Genomic DNA, 19105 nt, shown 5'->3' on the forward strand with positions numbered 1-19105 from the left:
TGGGTGTCGAGAAGGTTTTTGTGGGTGACTCGGATTGTGTGAAATTGAAGATTTCTCCATTTCGCGGGTGGATATCTGGAATTCAAGTTGCGTTATCTGCATTTCATGAGGCTTTATCTCGAATTCGAATACGTTTATCTAGATTTCGCATTCACTTATCTGAATTTCGTTAAATTTGCATGCGGTGCCGGGCACCAAAAAAGCCATTCCACATCTTTCGAGTGAAATGGCTTTGGTTATTAGAATTACATTTTTTCAGGTGCGCTTACACCAATCAGTCGTAGGGCATTTGCGATGGTTGTGCGGACTGCCGTAATAAGGGCAAGACGTGCACGTGTCATGTCTTCGTTCGTTGCATCCAATACTTTTTCTGCATTGTAGAAACTATGGAAGGTTGCTGCAAGTTCTTGGATGTATGTCGCAACGCGGTGTGGTGAGCGGATTTTCGCTGCATCAGCCACAACTTGCGGGAAGTCACCCATTTTCTTCAGAACATCTATTTCTTTTTCAGCTTTTAATAAATCTAATTGAGCATTCGAAGCGCTGAATCCTTGCTCTTCAGCAGAACGTAAAATCGAGCTGATACGCGCGTGCGCATACTGTGCATAATACACAGGATTTTCATTTGATTGTGAGACAGCTAAATCTAAATCGAAGTCCATATGTGAATCGCCAGAACGCATTGCGAAGAAGTAACGAACGGCATCCAAACCAACTTCTTCAACAAGTTCACGCATCGTGACGGCTTTACCAGTACGTTTACTCATCTTCATTTTTTCGCCGTCTTTATACAATTGAACCATTTGAATAATGCTTACTTCAAGCGTACCGCGATCATATCCAAGTGCTTGGATTGCCGCTTTCATACGTGGGATGTAACCATGGTGGTCCGCTCCCCAAATGTTGATTAATTTATCAAAACCGCGTGCAATTTTGTCTTCATGATATGCAACATCAGGTGTTAAGTAAGTGAATGAACCGTCGTTTTTAATCAGCACGCGGTCTTTGTCATCGCCAAATGTTGTCGAACGGAACCAAGTTGCGCCTTCTTCTTCAAATACGTGACCATTCGCACGTAATTTATCCAAAGCGACTTCAATCTTGCCGTTTTCGTATAGAGAAGTTTCTGAATACCACTCATCAAAGCTAACTCGGAAATCGGCTAAATCTTTTTGAAGTTTTGCAAGTTCCACTTTTAGACCATGTGAACGGAAGAATGCAAAGCGTTCTTCAGCAGACTTCTGAAGCAATGCATCGCCATGCTCGCTTGCCATTTCTTTTGCGATATCAATGATATCTTGACCGTGATAGCCATCTTCAGGCATGTCAGCATCTTGACCCAATGCTTGCTTGTAGCGCGCTTCCAATGAATGTGCCAAGTTGTTGATTTGGTTCCCGGCGTCATTGATATAGTATTCACGTGACACGTCATAGCCTGCAAAATCCAATACATTACATAATGAATCTCCGACTGATGCACCACGGGCATGCCCTAAATGCAAATCACCTGTTGGATTCGCCGAAACGAACTCCACTTGAATTTTTTCACCAGCGCCAGCTTTTGAACGGCCATAATCAGCACCTTGTTCCAAGACAGCTTTCACCACGTCCGCCAAGTAATCTTTGCGAATTGAGATGTTCATAAATCCTGGACCGGCAATTTCGATTTTCTCGATAACTGTGCCAGTTGTATCAAGGTTTTCCAAAATAGCTTCAGCAATAGCACGAGGTGGCTTCTTCGCAAGCTTCGTCAGCTGCATCGCAATGTTTGTAGCATAATCACCATTCGCTTTATCACGTGGGGATTCCAAATGAATGCCAGGCATTCCTTCCGAATCAGTTAATTCGGCTTTCAATATAGCTTTCTGTAATGCTTCTTTAATGGATTGTTGAACTTGTTCTACTGCGTTCATTGCGATCCCTCCGTGTAATGAAATTCAAGTGTGTATTCGCCAACGGGTTGCCCGCTCACGTCTAAATCATATTGAACGACAAAATGGCCGTCGTGTTCATTTTGTTCAAACGTCATCTGCCGTGTATTGGTTGTCACCATCAACATGCCATATTCGCTATCGTAACTGCCTGTCTGCTCTGAGTCCTTAATAAAAGGGAGACGCATATTAATTCCGCCGCTTCGCAGTACCAGGGCTTCGGTTTCACCCATTTTGACAGTGGTGTTCACATCTTTGTCATCTTGAACTTCCGCATATTTTAAATAGGATGTCTCATCTTTTTCAATCAAAGTGCCAGTTGCCCATAATTCATAGATTTCCGGTTCTTCATTAGGTTGCCGGATGGTCGTTTTCAACCTTACTTTTACTTTTGTATTCATAACAAGTCCACCCGCTTCCTTGTGATTTTGTTTAATTTCCTTACCAAGGAAATGCTTTTACGCTTTTCTATGTCTAGCTTCAAGCGCCAGGCCGCACCTAAGCTTCAGTTCCTCAGGCGAAAGTGAACTTTCGCATCGAACCTTCCAGCGCCGGCGTCGACCTAAAACGGCGCTTTACGCTTTTCTATGTCTAGCTTCAAGCGCCAGGCCGCACCTAAGCTTCAGTTCCTCAGGCGAAAGTGAACTTTCGCATCGGACCTTCCAGCACCGGCGTCGACCTAAAACGGCGCTTTACGCTTTTCTATAACCTTTTTATTATAAGTGATTTATATACTTTATTTCAAATGTCGTTTTAAAGGACATCGCTATTGTAATAATTTGTTAAAATTTACTTAATCGTTTTTTTAGGTATGTTATACTAACGCTAGAATTTCTCACGGAGGAAAAGTCATGCTTTTCGAATTACTTATTAACTTTTGTATTTTATTCACTTTCGCGGTTTTGTCCTATTGGCCCTTCCAAGATGTTGTGCGATCGAATTTCCCTTTCCCGAAAACACATCCTTATATCATTGGAATTATTGCTGGATTGGCTGGTTTTATCTTGATGGAATCCGCTGTCAATCTGTCTGATTTGATTATACTTGATGCAAGACACGTAGTAATTGTGATTTCCGGAATTTTTGGCGGACCGATTGCTCCTATCATCAGCGGACTGATTATTGGTGTGACACGGATGTTTATCATGGAGGAATTCACTACGACTGGAATTCTTGCAGGATTGAACGTTATCCTCATGGGAATTGTGATTGGGGCGTTCAGTTTTAAATATAGGATGACATTTAGAAATGCTCATCTTTATTTTTATTATGCAACTGCTCAAACTGCTCTTTTAATCGTCTATATCATGTATCCAGCATTGAATAACGTTCACGAAGTCCTGTACTATATCATTTATTCCGCCTTTTCATTCTTTACTGTACTGTTCATTTTAATCGAATTAAACGAGCATTTTAAGAAAATCCGTCATACTGAATTATTATCAGAGACCGATTATCTGACTGGTCTTTATAATAATCGCAAATTCCATCAGCTGACACATTCTTACATTACAGAATCAACCAAGCCTTTCAGCATGATTTCCATCGATATCGATTCTTTCAAAAAAGTGAATGATATTTACGGTCATCCAGCGGGCGATGAAATATTAAGGGAACTTGGCAAGCGTCTGAAGGATCTCGTTTCGGAAAATGAGGGATACGTCACACGAAATGGCGGCGAACAATTTGCCGTATTGATTGCTAATTCCCCTCCTGCAATGGGACTTTATCTAGGTGAACGCATACGCTCCAGTGTGGCAAGCACCCCATTCCTCGTTTCAGATAACCTGGAAGTCTCAATTACGGTATCCGTGGGAGTCAGTTCCTATCCGGATAATGGCTCAACGATTCAGGAACTTTATAGTGCTGCTGATTCAGCTATGTATGAGGCGAAAGCGAACGGACGTAATCGCGTCATTCATTTCACAAATAAAAAAGCGTGATGCTTCTCAGAAATGAGAGCATCACGCTTTTATTATTGTCTAGCTCCAAGCGCCAGGTCGCACCTCCGCATAGGCCCACAGGATGTGGGTCATGAAGGCGTTCCGACACGAGGCTAGGAACTTAGCCTCCCGGTGTGCCTGCAGTTACTTGGCACACAGTAAACTTTGCTTCCAACTTCGGAGTCGAGCTAGAGTGGCGCTTTACGCATTTATTTTACCCAGCCTAAAAGCATTTCACGGATGAGTTTGCTTGCAGTGTTTGCAGTTTGTTCAGATGAATCGTAAATTGGCGCTACTTCCACTAAGTCGAAGCCAACGACGTTTACGTCGGAACCTGCAATCGCATGGATAGACGCCAGTAATTCACGAGATGTAATACCTCCGCAGTCGACTGTTCCAGTACCTGGTGCGTGTGCAGGATCAAGTACATCAATGTCGATTGTTACGTATACTGGACGCCCTGCCAATGTTGGCAACACTTCTTTTAACGGCTCCAGCACTTCAAATTTTGAAATGTGCATGCCGTTTTCTTTTGCCCAGACAAATTCTTCTTTCATGCCTGAACGAATACCGAATGAGTAAACATTTTTTGGACCGATGTGATCGGCGATTTTACGAATTGGTGTGGAGTGTGAAAGTGCTTCTCCTTCGTAAGATTCACGTAAATCAGTATGTGCGTCCATGTGAATGATTGCCAAATCCGGATACTTTGCAGCGACAGCTTTCATAACTGGCCAAGACACTAAGTGCTCGCCACCCATTCCGACTGGAACTTTTCCGTCAGCTAACAATTTTGTCACGAACGTTTCGATTTCGTCCAAACTTTTTTGCGGGTTCCCGAAAGGTAACGGAATATCCCCTGCATCGAAGTAATTTACTTCGTCAAGGTCACGATCCAAATACGGACTGTATTCTTCAAGGCCGATTGACACTTCGCGAATACGTTGTGGACCGAATCGTGAACCTGGACGGTAGGAAACTGTCCAGTCCATCGGCATGCCGTAAATGACAGCTTGTGATTCGTCGTAATTTGGATGACTTTTAATAAACACATTGCCTGAATAGGCTTCATCAAATCTCATTAATTATTCCCCCGCTAAATCTTTCACGAACTTCGGTAACACGAATGCTGCTTTATGCAATTCTTTCGTGTAGTATTTCGTGTCGATTTCGTGGAAACGTGCATCTTCTACTGTCAAAGGATCGTATTTTTTCGATCCAAGTGTGAAGCACCAAAGACCACTTGGGTACGTAGGGATGTTTGCCGTATATAAACGAGTAATAGGGAAAATTTCTTTCACGTCTTTTTGAACTTGCTTGATTAAATCTGGTGTGAACCAAGGGTTGTCCGACTGTGCAACGAAAATTCCATCTTCTTTTAGCGCTTTTGAAATACCTGCATAGAAGCCTTTTGTGAACAAGTTCACTGCTGGACCTACAGGTTCTGTTGAATCTACCATGATGACATCGTATTGGTTCTCAGATTCAGCAATGTGCATGAAACCGTCTCCTACTTGTACATCGACACGTGGGTTTTCCAATTCTGATGCGATTGTTGGTAAATATTTTTTCGAGTACTCAATAACTTTGCCATCGATGTCTACAAGTGTCGCTTTTTTCACTTGTGGGTGTTTCATGATTTCACGAATTACCCCACCGTCTCCGCCACCGACAACTAAAACGTTCTCTGGGTTTGGATGTGTGAATAAAGGCACGTGTGCCACCATTTCATGGTATACGAATTCGTCTTTTTCCGAAGTCATTACCATGCCGTCCAGGAATAACATATTGCCCCATTCAGCCGTTTCCGCCATTTCGAGCAATTGGAAATCCGTTTGCTCCGTATGCAAGGTACGGTTCACCTTCATCGTAATGCCAAAGTTCTCGGTTTGTTTTTCTGTAAACCAAAATCCAGCCATAATGCATTCTCCTTTACTTACGAGGTTAGTGGATCCGTTCCCGGCATGTAGCGAAAGTGAACGCGGTCTGCCGAAAAACAAATACAGAAAAAGTATAGATGTTTTTGACAAAAGTGCAACTATTATTTCTTAACAGTTCTATTTTTGATTTGGTAACAGAATCATTTAGCTGCCTAAAAATGATATACCACTCGTTTTTGCATTTGTCATTTTCTCTATTCACGCGTTTAATCCTCCCATGAATTTACCATACTACTAAAAAGTATGGATGAACGGAGTGAAAGCAATTGCGACGAGCTGACTTACAACAAAAAAAACGAAAGCACCAAAAGCTTCGATCCGTTATCTGGTACTCCATTGTGTCAATCAGTGCATTGTGCACTATTCTTTTGGCATTGCGTATATATGCACAAATTCTTGGTCCACCATCTCTTGCCGTCCCTCAAGCAACCGTGTTTTTAGATCGCAACGGTCATTCCATTGGGGACCGTTTTGCCGAGCAAAGACGCTACTGGGTGAAGTTAGAGGAGATGTCCCCTTTTATAAGTGACGCCATTTTGGCAGTTGAAGATCAGGAATTTTACGAGCATCATGGTTTCGATTACACACGAATTGCGACGGCTTTATTAAAAGATGTAAAAGCCATGAAAAAAGTGGAGGGCGCGAGTACCATTACTCAGCAGTATGCCCGAAATCTATATTTAACCCATGATAAAACTTGGACTCGTAAAGCGAAAGAAGCTCTGTTTGCTTACCGCATGGAAACCTTTTATGAGAAAGATGAATTGTTGGAAGGTTATTTAAACACGGTATACTTCGGTCATGGCATGTACGGAGTGGAAGCCGCAAGCCGCTTTTATTTTGGCAAGCCAAGTAAGGACCTGACGTTGGCTGAATCAGCTTTGCTCATTTCGATTCCAAAAGGTCCGAGTATTTATTCACCGTTGATCAATGAAGAGAACGCCTACAAACGCCAAAACATAGTCCTTGGCTTAATGGAATCACAGGAAATGGTATCAACAGAAGCCGTGCGACGTGCACGTGATGAGCAAATTGTTTTGAAAAATGAGGAATGGAAGGGAACTAAATCGGTAGCACCTTACTTCCTCGACGAAGCATGGGCTGAAGCGGATCGTATTTTAGCCAAAAAAGGACGCGCCATCGCTGAAGGTGGCTGGACAATCGAAACCACGTTGAACACCCAACATCAAAAAGTCGCAGAAGAAGTAGTCGCTGACTGGATGCCGAAAGACAGCCTGGAAGTAGGATTTGTCAGTATGGAACCTGAAACAGGTTATGTAACGGCATTAATCGGTGGGCGCTCTTATTCGGAAAGTTCATTTAACCGTGTGACTCAGGCAAAACGCCAACCTGGATCCACCATCAAACCACTGTTATATGCAGCGGCTCTTGAAGAAGGGTTCTCCCCTTTGACATTCCTTGAGAGCGAGCGCACCATTTTCACGTATGACAATGGCCGTTCGCAATACGAGCCTAAAAATGTTAACGGCGAGTTTGCGAATCATCCGATTTCATTGGCACAGGCAATAGCCATTTCAGATAATATATATGCCGTAAAAACACTTGAGAAGGTAGGCTATAAACCGTTTGAATCGTTATTAAAGCGCTTAGGAGTTGAAACATCCGTGCAGGAAACGCCAGCAATGGCACTCGGCACGTCCGAAGTGACGTTGAAAGACTTGACTGGCGCTTTTAATAAAATAGCGAATGGCGGCATCGATCAACCGTTTCGGACCGTGCTATCAATTAGAGACAGTCATGGCGAAGTCGTTTTTGAAGCAGACCCGAAAGAACGGGATGATGATGACCGTGTCATGTCAGCTCAAGATGCGTTTATTTTAACGCACTTAATGACCGGCATGTTTGACCCCGTTTTCAACGATTATGCGCCGGCAACCGGATTGTCGATTCGCGGAAAACAAACGCGACCATATGCGGCCAAATCGGGAACGACGATTTCCGATCAAGTACTCGTTGGATATACCCCAACTTTAACAACGGGTGTTTGGAATGGATATGACGCCGGCAAGCAGCTCCAGCTAGCAGAAGACAAACAAGCAACGAAAAATATTTGGATTGATTACATGGAGAGAGTTCATCAAGGCGTAACCGCCGAACCATTCTTGCCTCCTAAAGGTGTGACCGGTGTCATTGTGGATATCGAAACTGGCGGTCTGGCAGTTTCAGCCTGTACGAAACAGCGCTTAATGTATGTAAAAAAAGAAGACATACCAAAACGGCTTTGTACCGATCCGAAGCTACAGAAACAATTGTTGGAAGATGTGAAAACAAATGAGGATGCCGATGAAGTTATTGAAATGGATAGCGACGATCCATGGTCACTGTTCCCGTTTTCTTTCTTTAGAAACGATGATGACGATTAAGGTTTATTCCCTTTCAATCAGAGTTTATTTCTTTACAGCCATTTTCCCCCAACAAAAATACCCCTCGAATGAACTTTTCGAGGGGACCAATAAGGCTTTTCCAATAACTATTAAAAACAAATAAAAAAGCTTTCTCTTTCTCGGAAATGATTATCCGATGAAACAGAAAGCTTTTTTCTTGGTTGGCGCTGACATGAGAAACATGAGGCATTTGGCTTGGGTTTGACACAAATGTCTCACGGCGCTCATGTACAGACGCGTTTCCAATTGTCCTAGCTCACTTTTTGTCAGCTATGTTTCAAGTGTACTTGCTTTTTTCGACATATTCAACCATTGAACAGAGGTGCATGAAAATGTCACATTTTGTACAACTGTTTGACAATATTAGGAATTCAATTCATGATGAAGTTTTTCTTCACTACGTGCCCACATTTCTGGGTTATGCGATTGTAAAAAGTCCCGCAATATTTCCTTAGATGAATCGTCCATTTGGTCAACAATGATATGACGTTTCATTGATTTGTCCATCTTGTTTACGTGGTCAGCCAGAATCTTGAATCCTCTGCGCTTTTCACGGTTGATGACCATTTCACATCCGGTCACACCTGCATAGTAGGGTCCTGTTGCTTTGTGGTCAATGGTAACCCATACAAGCCAAAATAATTTACCACCTTCAGAATCTTCACGATTCGTTGTGAATTTGATCCCGCGTTCCGTATCGCTTCTTGCATGCATGGCACCAATTTCAACTTTGGCAGTTTTTTCTTCGACGTCAATGATGACCGGTGATACATGTTCAAGTGTCAAAGAACCTACACCGAAACCACCGTGACCATCTGTTGGATCATTTTTTATGATTGTGAATCCAAGCTTTTGTTTTGGTTTTTCTTCATTTGTCATACGCTAGTCCCCTCCGTTCTGTTATTATAACGAATAGATAAACTTTTGTGAAAGAGGAGGAACTCCAGTGCCATACGTAACTGTAAAAATGCTTGAAGGTCGCACAGACGATCAAAAACGCGCGCTTGTAGAAAAAGTAACCGCTGCTGTTGCTGAAACAACAAATGCTCCTGTTGAAAACGTAGTTGTCTTTATCGAAGATATGCCAAAAAATCATTACGCAGTAGCTGGAAAGCTGTTTAGCGATAAATAAGTTAATAATGTGGATTCCCACTTTATTATGATTGACCTAAGCTGATTACATTAGACCATGTAATTAGCTTTTTTCATTGGCCAATTTATGTACGCAAACGTTTGGAATAACGGACAAAGTGTTTATATTAAAGATCATTATTTTTATAAGTTTTAAATCGGGGAAGCGACCTCATAATCTGTTTTATTAATACAATAATATAGGCAGGTGACTTCTTTTCCATCTAACCTTTCCAATATCAATTTTTTATTGAATTTGTATTGGAATCCACATTTCTCATTGACCCTTTTAGAATTATGATTGAAATCATAATGTCCACACCAAATGATATCTAGGTTTAATTCTTCAAATCCGTATTTAAGTAAGCCATTTACAGCTTCAGGGACAAATCCATTCCCCCAATAATTAGGATTTAAGACATATCCTATTTCTTTTTGACTTAAGTGTGATAATAGTTCATCTGGCTTTCTGTCATGAAGTCCTATTCCGCCGATCACCTTATTTTCAGAAATAAGTTCTATTGCATACGTATCTTTACTTGCAATAAACATTTGAATAATATCTTTGCTTTCTTTCTCATCTTTATGAGGTTTCCAACCTGCGTTTGGTCCAACCAAATCACTTTTTGCATACTCATATAAATCTTTATAGTCGGTCTCTTGCCATTCTCTCAATAATAATCTTTTGGTAAAAATTCTTTGCATATTATTACCCCTTTTCACTTTTTACAATTATAGGATAAAACCCTATTAAAAGGTGCATTTTTAGAAAAAGAAAAAGCAGAGCGAATTCATATGTGAATTGCTCTGCTTTTATATGTTTTCATATGTGTTACTGAATACACATTTGAAGATTCTTGATAAAGTCAAAGGCCGCTTCAATTTCTGTTTCCGTAAAATTTAATTTCCCTTTAACGACATGCAATTTCTCTACTTGTTCTGTGCGTTCTAGATGGTCGAAGTATAACAAAGTTGAGACCATTTCAAGAAAGCGTGAACTTTTATCATTCAAGCGCTCTATACATAAATCGAGCTTTGGATGATAGCCATCCACTGTTGATAAAAACTGGCTTCCTTCTTCGGTACATGTGTACGTATATTGCACGTACGACCCTTTGTCTTCTTTTTTCTCAGATAAGAACGCCATATTGCATAATTCCTCTACACGTAAAGTCAGCTCTTCTGAATAAGGCCCATACATGTGGAATTGGTATTTTTCCTGGAATGGAAAGTTCATTTTCTTCGCAATGTACACCATTTTTTGGAGCTTCTTACGCCCCGTTACTTCTCCCGCCAGCGTGATGAACTGGACAATTTTCGCATGTTCCTCTAACAATTAAGGCAACCTCCTATTCTATGCTTGTCCGTAAAGCAACTCTAAAATTTTCTTCTTCACGGCTTTTTTCTTTGTATCTTCTGTCAATAAATCTTCGGGGAAGTACAATTTATGATCCGTTCTTCGTTTGCCTGAAATGGCTTCAACGATTTCAGAAGACCTCGATAGCTCACGTAGTTCGTTGTTTGGCATCAATAAATGAATCGGCACACGTTCGCCTTCCTCACCTGGTCGATAAAAATCATATGGCAAGTCTGATGACGAATCGAATACCAAATAGTAAGCAGGGCTGATGCCCGCTTTATTAAACAATTTCTCGAGTTCCGCCAGTTTCCTGTAATCCTTTGCCGGGTCAAATTCAATGTATTGGAATAAACGACGATTCACAAAGCGGTCGCATAGATCAGAGAGAATTTCATCTTCTTCGTGCACCCATTCCTGGAAGTACGTCATAACAATGCCTTCGTCGAGTGCAATGTAATCAGCCAATGAAAATGTTTGATCAAAGAACGTCTTGAAATGACGCGGTTCATACGCGAAAGTGTAACCACTCTCACTCAGTTCTTTGGCACGGTGAAGTGCTTTCGTTAGAATTACTTCCGCACTGCGGGACACCGGATGGAAATACACTTGCCAGTACATTTGGTAGCGACTCATGATGTAATCTTCTACCGCATGCATGCCGCTTTGTTTAATGACGACTTGATCTTCGCGCGGGCGCATGACACGTAAAATACGCTCCATATCAAAATGCCCGTAACTTACGCCTGTAAAATACGCATCACGTTGTAAATAATCCATGCGATCTGCATCGATCTGGCTTGAAATTAAACTTACCGCTTGTTTATTGCCGTATGTTTTGGCAATGACATCGGACACATGTTGGGGAAATTCCGGAGCCACACGTTTTAGTATTTCATTTACTTCAGTGTCTCCAAGTAGAATAGCCTGCGTGAATTTCTCATGGTCCAGATCAAACACATGTTCAAACGCATGTGAAAATGGACCATGACCGAGATCATGAAGAAGTGCTGCACAAAGAACCACCAGTCTCTCAGATTCATCCCATTCAGGTCGGCCTGTAAATATATCGTCAATGATGCGTCTTACAACCTCGTAAACGCCCAGTGAGTGGTTGAAGCGGCTATGTTCAGCCCCGTGGAAAACGAGATACGTTGTGCCGAGTTGTTTGATACGTCGCAATCTCTGAAATTCTCTCGCGCCAATCAAATCCCAAATCACTTGATCGCGGACATGTATGTATCGGTGTACCGGGTCTTTAAATACTTTTTCTTCAGCCAACTTTTGCGTTGCATAACTCACATGGACACCTCTTCTCATTAGAAAAGCGAAAAGCGCAACTCTAGCTCGACGCCGGCGCTGGAAGAATGAAAGGCGAATTTTTCGCCTTTCCGACCCCTAAAGGGGCAAGCGAGCTGGCGCATATAGCTAGACAAAATGACACTTTTATATTAATTTCTTCTCTTATATTTACCTTTTATTATAAAGAAAAAGCCTCCTTCAGGGAAGGCGGCGAAAGTATGAATAGCTATTTTTAAACTTTTAATCGAAGTAGCGAGATTATGCCTTTAGCTTGGCGCGTACCTTATCCATTAATTCGTCTTCAGAAAGCGCTGCTACAGGTCGGTTGTTTACAAACGCGAATGTTTTTTTACGTCCTGGACCGCAGTAAGACTGACACGCAATATCAATCGATGCGTTAGGATCGATTTCTTTTAACTTAGGAATTAATGTTTTTAAATTTACGGCCTGACAATCATCGCAAACTCTGAATTCGTTTGCCATTTGCCAACAACCCTTTCTTTTTGAGAGTAGAAGTCTACAGGTCATTGTATCTTATTTTTCCATACTGATTCAAGTGAATCTAAATGTTGAATGAATAAAACCTGCGAATCTTGTACAAGCTTGAAGTAGAACAGCAAAACTATTAACAATTCAGGAGGGACATTTATGGTAAAAATTAGACAAGATGCTTGGTTAGATGAAAATGATGAATTATTGGCAGAAACCGTGCTGCGACACGTTCGCGAAGGAAGTACGCAATTAAATGCATTTGAAGAAGCAGGAGATGCCTTGAATCGAACAGCAGCGGCTTGTGGATTTCGTTGGAATGCAGTTGTAAGAAGAGAATACGAGAAAGACTTGCGTGAAGCAAAAAAAGATCGCAAGCAAAAAATGCGTGTGCTTGGGAAAGAATACCGTCGCAGAGGGCAATCTCTGTTTCTCGTAGGCAGCGAAGAACAACCACAGGAACGCGTCCAAATTCCGTTATCGGCACTATCACTTGACGTGGTCATCGCCTACTTGTTACGTCTGCAACAAAATGGCACTGGCGAAGGCGAATCTCATCGCTGGCGCGCACTACTATCTCATTCTCAAGAAAAAATCAAACAATTAGAACGTGATATCGCGAGATTGGAAAATGAGAACTCGACGATACGCGAAGATTACGAACAGTTTGTTCACATCATGAACCGAGCTCGCCGTTTAGTGACTTTGAATGATGATGCTGAAAACATCTCACCTGTATTCCAAATGGAACGCAATGGTAATCTAGTAGCGAAAGAACCACCAATCAACTGATTGGTGGTTTTCTGTTTTGTAGTGTTCTATCGAGTGTCTATTCACGGTTTTGTTGACTCTATCGTTTACTATTTCCAGTCAGTACATCAAAAAAACTACTACAGCGAATAGTCATGGACGTTCATATATATCTAGTAGGCTTATGCCTCTATTTTAGCCAACATTTTTTGATTGCGTTCAACAACTCGGGTTAAGTAGTACATATATAAATCCGTTTCGTCTGGCTGCAGTGATTGCATGTGAACATTTCGCATCAAATGGTTCATTAATCGTTGCGCATGTATGACTGTATCTTGAACGGTGACAGTTTCTCCGATGATTTCGCTGACCGAAGCCATAACTTCTGGCACAATCATCGGATAAACAAATTTAGTTTGTTCATCTTTCAATCCCGCTTCGTAAAAGTCACGAATCAAAGCTGCCCGCTCTGCTCCGCTCCCTTCAATACATAAATAAATTTGAACCGCTATGCCATGACGTAATCGTCTTTGTGAAATGCCAGCGAATTTCTTGCCCCCCACACTCAAATCATAAGAACCTGGACAGTATGAACCTACAATTTCATATGCCTCTATCGATTCAGCTATTTGCGGAAACAGATGTCGAACGAATTCGAGCATGATATCATATCCCGCATTGATATCTATTGCATTATTCTTTTCAGAAACAACGATCGAGATATTCAGAACCCCACTGTCTAACACAACGGCAAGTCCACCCGAGTTTCGGACGATGGATTGAAAACCATGTTCCTGCAATACATCACGCCCATCTCCTATATGAGGTAGGCGGTGATCCTGTATCCCGAGAACTACTGTATTTTCGTGTACCCACGTTCGGATGGTCGGAAGGGATTCGCCTTTTCCAACTCGTTCACACAACATATCGTCCGCTGCAAACGATTCAAGAGCGGATTTCGATCTGCCGCTCATGGACTGATCCCAAAATCGCCATTCTTTATTTACAAATAAGTCATTAAGCCCAGACATCTTTATTCCCCTGCCATAACGCTTTGAGCTGCGGTCATTAATACTAATTTATATACATCATCAGACGAACAGCCACGAGACAAGTCATTCACGGGCATATTCAATCCTTGTAATATCGGACCTATCGCTTCAAATCCGCCAAGTCTTTCCGTTAGTTTGTAGCCAATATTCCCTGCTTCAAGTGAAGGGAAAACAAAAACATTCGCATCGCCTTGAATACTCGAACCGGGTGCTTTCTTCTTCGCAACAGCAGGTACAAATGCTGCGTCAAATTGAAATTCTCCATCAATAATGACTGAAGGTGCTTTTTCTTGCGCGAGCTTCGTGGCTTCGACTACTTTTTGGGTTTCCGGTGAAACGGCAGACCCTTTTGTCGAGAAGGACAGCATCGCTACTTTCGGCTCGATTCCGAACGCTTTCGCCGTTTTGGCACTTTCCACAGCGATTTCAGCTAAGTCTTCACTTGTCGGTGCAATCGTAATGGCACAGTCCGCAAATATATAACGCTCGTCCCCACGCACCATAATAAATGCCCCACTTGTTTTGGACACGCCCGGTTTTGTTTTGATAATTTGCAATGCAGGGCGTACTGTTTCAGCTGTCGTATGCGCTGCACCACTTACCAAGCCATGGGCATAACCTGTGTAAACAAGCATTGTGCCAAATGAATTGACGTCTTTCAGTTGAATGCGCGCTTGTTCTGGCGAAGATTTACCATTACGGCGTTCCACGAATTTCTCAATGAGTTCATCAAGCTTTTCGAAATGAACAGGATCGATTACTTCGATTCCCGTCAAATCAATCCCAGCTTGCGTCGCTGCTACTTTCACCAAATCATGTGAACCCACTAAAATAGGCGTCACAATTCCCTCGTTATGCAATTTAATTGCGGCTTGAAGTATACGCTCGTCCGTTCCTTCAGGCAAAACAATTCTTATCTGCTTATCGGTAATGTTTTTTTTGATTTCATCAAATAAGTTCGTCACACGGCATCCGTCCTTTCGGTATGTTAAGGCTGTTTTTTAGTTAAGTTAATTGTGTTTCTTCGCTTATGTTGGTGTCTAGCTGCGCAGGGTAGGCATCACCTAAGCTTAGGCCCACAGGATGTGGGTCATGAAGGCGTTCCGACACGATGTCGGGATTTTAGCCTTCCTTCCATTTCTCATGCGAATACAGGCATTCGAATCGGCCTTACCAGCCCCGGAGTCGGTCTTTCACACCCTGCTCCGCTTTTCTATATGTCTAGCTACAAGCGCCAGCCTGCACCTAAGCTTCAGTCTCTCTTGCGAAAGCGGGCTTTCGCATCGAGCCTTCCAGCGCCGGAGTCAGGCTAGATTGGCGCTTTCCCCTTTTCCCTTCATAATAACACGAATTTGTCATATCTCATCATGTGTGAATGGTGAGAATATAGGTTTCTTAAAGGCTTTATGCTAAACTTAACTTGAATATTTAATTAGATGAAGGAGTGTCCCATACATGAATGAAGCAGCGCAAACTTTAGATGGTTGGTACGCATTACATGATTTCCGCACGATGGATTGGACATCTTGGAAACAATTATCAGCTGAGGATCGTACAGCAGCTGTTAATGAGTTTTTAGGATTTTTAGAAGAATTAAATGTTGCACATGAAGCGAAAACTGGCAGCCATGCTTTCTACACAGTTATTGGTCAAAAAGCAGATTTCATGCTAATGACATTACGCGAAACGATGGATGAGCTTCAACAAATTGAAGCGAAATTCAACAAATTAACAATTGCTGAATACACTGTTCCTTCGTATTCTTACGTTTCTGTTGTTGAGCTTTCAAACTACTTGGCAGGCGAATCCAGTGAAGATCCTTATCAAAATCCGCATGTTCGTAGTCGCCTATATCCAGAGCTTCCACGTTCTCAATATGTTTGTTTCTACCCAATGGACAAGCGTCGTGAAGGCAATGACAACTGGTATATGTTATCGATGGAAGACCGTAAATCGATGATGCGAAGCCATGGCATGATTGGCCGTGGATACGCTGGAAAAGTGAAACAAATCATCAGTGGTTCTATCGGATTTGACGACTTTGAATGGGGTGTTACGTTGTTCTCGGATGACGTCCTTCAATTCAAAAAATTAATTTACGAAATGCGTTTTGACGAAGTAAGTGCACGTTTCGGTGAGTTTGGCTCATTCTTCGTGGGAACATTGCTGGATGCAGACAAAACAACTGAATTTTTAACTGTATAAAACACAGGGCTACGCAAAAATGCGTAGCCTTTTTTGTTCTAAATTCCCAAGTGCTACGTATAATAAGTTGCGAGGAGGTTGTGCTGTGGCGGTAATCCAGGCAACTGAAAAAGATATTGAAACTCTTGCCCGTTTAATGCGTGCAGAGGCAGAGGGTGAAGGCAAGGAAGGAATGCTTATGGTCGGTAACGTCGGTGTGAATCGAGTGCTTGCGACTTGTCTCGATTTCAATGATATTCGCAACGTGCAGCAAATGGTTTTTCAGAGTCCAGGTGGATTTGAAGCGACGACCAAATCTTATTTCTACCAACGTGCCCGTGAACAAGACAAGGCACTTGCCCGTCGTGTGATTGCTGGTGAACGTTTCCACCCTGCTACACGTTCTTTATGGTTTTTCGAACCACCGGGGGGATGTCCTCCCACATGGTATAACCAACCGAACACAGGTCGTTATAAATCTCATTGCTTCTTTTCGCCTAGCCCCTCCGATTGCCCAAATCTTTAAAATGGAAAGGATGATTTCTTGGTACAATATTATTGGAATCCTGCTTATGCTCAACAAATGCAACAACCGCAACAACCGCAACAACAAATGATGCCTCCACAACAAATGCAACCTTCTACATTACCCGCAGGAGGACGCCCAACTTCTCCACCAGCTGGTGAAGAATCCTACATCGAAAACATTTTACGTTTAAACAAAGGCAAACTTGCGACTGTCTATTTAACATTCGAAAACAATCGTGAATGGAATGCCAAAGTTGTGAAAGGCATCATCGAAGCAGCAGGCCGTGATCATTTAATTGTCAGTGAGCCAGGGACAGGAAAACGTTATTTAATTCCATTGATTTATTTGGATTACGTAACGTTTGATGAAGAAATCAATTACTTTTAATCTTCGATGAAAGAAAGTGGAACTAGGTCTCTAACTTGGAACTTATTTTTCAAACATTCATTTGCTCATCAAAAATTCCCTTCCACTTTGTTTTGTGAAAGGGAATTTTGATGTTCACGGAATATGTTTATCAGGCAACCACTTTTCCATTTGTTCTTCGAATTTGATTCTGAATTTTTCTGGTTCTTCCACACGTATATGGGGGTTTTAGAAAGATTCGTTTTTTGATTGAATCTTTCTATCCTTAAAGTGGAGTCACTTCATATTCGAACGTTTCCAAATCAATCGTTGCCGTATAGGCTTTTTCAGTATCATCGTAATCCGTAAACTCAATGATGAGCAAATCATTCTGAAGTGCTACAAGTTTGTAACCGATCGTTGCGTTAATGGCATCTTCAGTTAAGAAATGGGCAATTCCCTTTTCGATTTTCCTACTGAACTGATCGTCATATAAAGTAACTGACTTGATTGTCCCCTGACTCGGATAGGACTCCAATACCACCCCTGTATCCTCATATTCAATTAAGCTCCCTGCTTGAATATCAGATGGTTCAATTTTATCTCCTTGTTTGGTTCTCAATTTCACATTTTCTTTATATTGATAAGTTGTGTGATTTACGAACAGACCTTTATCGGTAGCACTTTTTACAATATGTACATGATTTTTCAAATCTTCGAATGTTGGTTCCTGAATGCTGGCTTGACTACATGCACTAAGGAGTACGATTAAAGTGATAAATATGATGATTTTTTTCAAAGCTATTCCCCCTAACACTAAAACATTAGACCGTTTCGTCGGTATTTTCGTTACAATTTTTATCCAACAAAAAAACGCCCTTCACTTGGAAGGACGCAAAATTTCAATTCATATGTTTGACTGCAGAGACAATCACAAGTACCCAGGCTGCAAGAAATGCTACGCCTCCGATTGGTGTGATGGCACCCAAAATGCCGATGCCACTTAGACTCAATACATAAAGTGAGCCAGAGAAAATCACGATGCCTGCTAACATTAAATAGCCCGCCCAGCTAAGTTGCGACACATTGCCAATGATATTCGAGCTCATCAAAATCCCAATGACGATTAATCCAATCGCATGATACATCTGGTATTGGACTGCTGTATCCCAAATCGCTAAGTATTTCTCGGATAGTTTTTCTTTCAGTGCATGTGCACCAAAAGCTCCAAATGCAACGGCCAAAAATGCATTAACGGCACCTGCGATGATAAAAAATGGCATAATTATTCCTTCTTTCATATGAGTTGTTGAAATGTCCTCAATTAATAGTTGTCGGATTTCTTCAATGCTTGCGGCTCAGCTGCTCACGTATAAAATATACGTTCCGCTGCCCACTGATTCCGTTGATCTCTCCGGCTCTTTTTGTACTCTTTATAAATTCTTATTCAGTTAAAAATCAAATAAAGAATCACCGTTCGCGTCGTCTTCCTTCATACGTTCGCCAGCTGAAATGGAAGGTACAGATGAAGTGGATTGTACCGTGTGCACTGGTTGTGCATATTGAATCGGCATGACTTGTTGTTTGACATCAGGCTGTTCACTTAATACAACATCACATAAAGCTCGAATCGCGACCAAGGATTCACGGATGCTTTGCTCGTCACCTTTACCTTTTGCCACTGCGACATGTTTCTCGATCTCGGTGACAACACGACTTAATGGAATCACGTTCGGTCACTCTCCTT

General features: G+C 41.9%; 21 protein-coding genes. 7 read left to right on the plus strand and 14 right to left on the minus strand.

The genetic code is table 11. The features are described 5' to 3' along the window. Positions 1-245: 245 nt before the first annotated feature. Together argS and HMPREF1210_RS08795 are read right to left on the minus strand one after the other, a co-directional pair. Complete coding sequence (gene argS / locus HMPREF1210_RS08790; RefSeq protein WP_016428307.1) at positions 246-1913, minus strand: arginine--tRNA ligase; 1668 nt, start codon at positions 1911-1913, stop codon at positions 246-248. Next, positions 1910-2332, minus strand: coding sequence for a DUF1934 domain-containing protein (locus HMPREF1210_RS08795; protein WP_016428308.1), 423 nt, complete (start codon positions 2330-2332; stop codon positions 1910-1912). Before HMPREF1210_RS08795 ends, argS begins: the two co-directional genes overlap by 4 nt. A gap of 450 nt (positions 2333-2782) precedes the next feature. Between HMPREF1210_RS08795 and HMPREF1210_RS08800 the strand changes: the two genes are divergently transcribed. Beyond that, entirely contained in the window at positions 2783-3874 is a 1092-nt protein-coding gene (locus HMPREF1210_RS08800) for a diguanylate cyclase (protein WP_016428309.1), read from the plus strand. A gap of 209 nt (positions 3875-4083) precedes the next feature. Here HMPREF1210_RS08800 and speB read toward each other — a convergent pair whose 3' ends face one another. After that, positions 4084-4956: an agmatinase gene (gene speB / locus HMPREF1210_RS08805; protein ID WP_016428310.1), complete on the minus strand. Its 873-nt coding sequence runs from the start codon at positions 4954-4956 to the stop codon at positions 4084-4086. 3 nt (positions 4957-4959) lie between these two features. Beyond that, complete coding sequence (gene speE / locus HMPREF1210_RS08810; protein ID WP_016428311.1) at positions 4960-5793, minus strand: spermidine synthase; 834 nt, start codon at positions 5791-5793, stop codon at positions 4960-4962. A 287-nt stretch (positions 5794-6080) separates the two neighbouring features. Here speE and HMPREF1210_RS08815 point away from each other — a divergent pair, with 287 nt between their 5' ends. Continuing rightward, positions 6081-8198, plus strand: a complete 2118-nt coding sequence (locus tag HMPREF1210_RS08815; protein WP_016428312.1) for a transglycosylase domain-containing protein — start codon at positions 6081-6083, stop codon at positions 8196-8198. A 384-nt stretch (positions 8199-8582) separates the two neighbouring features. On the opposite strand, the gene HMPREF1210_RS08820 is transcribed toward HMPREF1210_RS08815, so the two are convergent. Continuing rightward, a complete protein-coding gene (locus tag HMPREF1210_RS08820) occupies positions 8583-9098 on the minus strand; it encodes a YwhD family protein (protein ID WP_016428313.1) in 516 nt (171 codons plus the stop codon). A gap of 67 nt (positions 9099-9165) precedes the next feature. Here HMPREF1210_RS08820 and HMPREF1210_RS08825 point away from each other — a divergent pair, with 67 nt between their 5' ends. Further along, positions 9166-9351, plus strand: a complete 186-nt coding sequence (locus tag HMPREF1210_RS08825) for a 2-hydroxymuconate tautomerase (RefSeq protein ID WP_016428314.1) — start codon at positions 9166-9168, stop codon at positions 9349-9351. A 152-nt stretch (positions 9352-9503) separates the two neighbouring features. Here the strand turns inward: HMPREF1210_RS08825 and HMPREF1210_RS08830 are convergent, their stop codons facing one another. From HMPREF1210_RS08830 to HMPREF1210_RS08845, 4 genes are all read right to left on the minus strand, one after another. After that, positions 9504-10055: a GNAT family N-acetyltransferase gene (locus HMPREF1210_RS08830; protein ID WP_016428315.1), complete on the minus strand. Its 552-nt coding sequence runs from the start codon at positions 10053-10055 to the stop codon at positions 9504-9506. A gap of 127 nt (positions 10056-10182) precedes the next feature. Then, the gene (locus HMPREF1210_RS08835) at positions 10183-10686 is read right to left on the minus strand and encodes a YwgA family protein (RefSeq protein ID WP_016428316.1); all 504 of its coding nucleotides are present in this window, start codon (positions 10684-10686) and stop codon (positions 10183-10185) included. An 18-nt stretch (positions 10687-10704) separates the two neighbouring features. Then, a complete protein-coding gene (locus HMPREF1210_RS08840) occupies positions 10705-12009 on the minus strand; it encodes an HD domain-containing protein (RefSeq protein ID WP_016428317.1) in 1305 nt (434 codons plus the stop codon). A 258-nt stretch (positions 12010-12267) separates the two neighbouring features. Then, entirely contained in the window at positions 12268-12492 is a 225-nt protein-coding gene (locus HMPREF1210_RS08845; RefSeq protein ID WP_016428318.1) for a DUF1450 domain-containing protein, read from the minus strand. Between the two features lie 165 nt (positions 12493-12657). Here HMPREF1210_RS08845 and HMPREF1210_RS08850 point away from each other — a divergent pair, with 165 nt between their 5' ends. Continuing rightward, positions 12658-13290 (plus strand): RsfA family transcriptional regulator, encoded by a 633-nt coding sequence (locus tag HMPREF1210_RS08850; RefSeq protein WP_016428319.1) that lies wholly within the window; start codon positions 12658-12660, stop codon positions 13288-13290. Positions 13291-13430: 140 nt separating this feature from the next. On the opposite strand, the gene HMPREF1210_RS08855 is transcribed toward HMPREF1210_RS08850, so the two are convergent. Together HMPREF1210_RS08855 and pta are read right to left on the minus strand one after the other, a co-directional pair. Then, complete coding sequence (locus HMPREF1210_RS08855) at positions 13431-14279, minus strand: lipoate--protein ligase family protein (RefSeq protein WP_016428320.1); 849 nt, start codon at positions 14277-14279, stop codon at positions 13431-13433. Positions 14280-14281: 2 nt separating this feature from the next. Beyond that, positions 14282-15265: a phosphate acetyltransferase gene (pta, locus tag HMPREF1210_RS08860; RefSeq protein WP_016428321.1), complete on the minus strand. Its 984-nt coding sequence runs from the start codon at positions 15263-15265 to the stop codon at positions 14282-14284. Positions 15266-15755: 490 nt separating this feature from the next. Between pta and hemQ the strand changes: the two genes are divergently transcribed. From hemQ to gerQ, 3 genes are all read left to right on the plus strand, one after another. Next, entirely contained in the window at positions 15756-16505 is a 750-nt protein-coding gene (gene hemQ / locus HMPREF1210_RS08865; RefSeq protein ID WP_016428322.1) for a hydrogen peroxide-dependent heme synthase, read from the plus strand. A gap of 85 nt (positions 16506-16590) precedes the next feature. Then, positions 16591-17010: a cell wall hydrolase gene (locus HMPREF1210_RS08870; RefSeq protein WP_016428323.1), complete on the plus strand. Its 420-nt coding sequence runs from the start codon at positions 16591-16593 to the stop codon at positions 17008-17010. An 18-nt stretch (positions 17011-17028) separates the two neighbouring features. Next, entirely contained in the window at positions 17029-17400 is a 372-nt protein-coding gene (gene gerQ / locus HMPREF1210_RS08875) for a spore coat protein GerQ (RefSeq protein ID WP_016428324.1), read from the plus strand. A gap of 244 nt (positions 17401-17644) precedes the next feature. Here the strand turns inward: gerQ and HMPREF1210_RS08880 are convergent, their stop codons facing one another. The 3 genes from HMPREF1210_RS08880 to HMPREF1210_RS08890 form a co-directional block, all read right to left on the minus strand. Continuing rightward, positions 17645-18157 carry a membrane lipoprotein lipid attachment site-containing protein gene (locus HMPREF1210_RS08880; RefSeq protein WP_016428325.1) on the minus strand — a complete coding sequence of 171 codons (513 nt, stop codon included), beginning with the start codon at positions 18155-18157 and terminating at the stop codon, positions 17645-17647. A gap of 103 nt (positions 18158-18260) precedes the next feature. After that, positions 18261-18641, minus strand: coding sequence for a DUF423 domain-containing protein (locus HMPREF1210_RS08885; RefSeq protein ID WP_016428326.1), 381 nt, complete (start codon positions 18639-18641; stop codon positions 18261-18263). Positions 18642-18809: 168 nt separating this feature from the next. Continuing rightward, on the minus strand, positions 18810-19088 hold the full coding sequence (locus HMPREF1210_RS08890) for a YwdI family protein (RefSeq protein WP_016428327.1): 279 nt from the start codon (positions 19086-19088) through the stop codon (positions 18810-18812). Positions 19089-19105: the final 17 nt, after the last annotated feature.

The organism is Paenisporosarcina sp. HGH0030, assembly GCF_000411295.1.
GTDB lineage: Bacteria > Bacillota > Bacilli > Bacillales_A > Planococcaceae > Paenisporosarcina.

Bases quoted from the DNA above. Each gene is read 5' to 3' on its own strand.
- argS (WP_016428307.1), bottom strand. From the start codon at position 1,913: ATGAACGCAGTAGAACAAGTTCAACAATCCATTAAAGAAGCATTACAG.
- HMPREF1210_RS08795 (WP_016428308.1), bottom strand. From the start codon at position 2,332: ATGAATACAAAAGTAAAAGTAAGGTTGAAAACGACCATCCGGCAACCT.
- HMPREF1210_RS08800 (WP_016428309.1), top strand. From the start codon at position 2,783: ATGCTTTTCGAATTACTTATTAACTTTTGTATTTTATTCACTTTCGCG.
- speB (WP_016428310.1), bottom strand. From the start codon at position 4,956: ATGAGATTTGATGAAGCCTATTCAGGCAATGTGTTTATTAAAAGTCAT.
- speE (WP_016428311.1), bottom strand. From the start codon at position 5,793: ATGGCTGGATTTTGGTTTACAGAAAAACAAACCGAGAACTTTGGCATT.
- HMPREF1210_RS08820 (WP_016428313.1), bottom strand. From the start codon at position 9,098: ATGACAAATGAAGAAAAACCAAAACAAAAGCTTGGATTCACAATCATA.
- HMPREF1210_RS08830 (WP_016428315.1), bottom strand. From the start codon at position 10,055: ATGCAAAGAATTTTTACCAAAAGATTATTATTGAGAGAATGGCAAGAG.
- HMPREF1210_RS08845 (WP_016428318.1), bottom strand. From the start codon at position 12,492: ATGGCAAACGAATTCAGAGTTTGCGATGATTGTCAGGCCGTAAATTTA.
- HMPREF1210_RS08850 (WP_016428319.1), top strand. From the start codon at position 12,658: ATGGTAAAAATTAGACAAGATGCTTGGTTAGATGAAAATGATGAATTA.
- HMPREF1210_RS08855 (WP_016428320.1), bottom strand. From the start codon at position 14,279: ATGTCTGGGCTTAATGACTTATTTGTAAATAAAGAATGGCGATTTTGG.
- hemQ (WP_016428322.1), top strand. From the start codon at position 15,756: ATGAATGAAGCAGCGCAAACTTTAGATGGTTGGTACGCATTACATGAT.
- HMPREF1210_RS08885 (WP_016428326.1), bottom strand. From the start codon at position 18,641: ATGCCATTTTTTATCATCGCAGGTGCCGTTAATGCATTTTTGGCCGTT.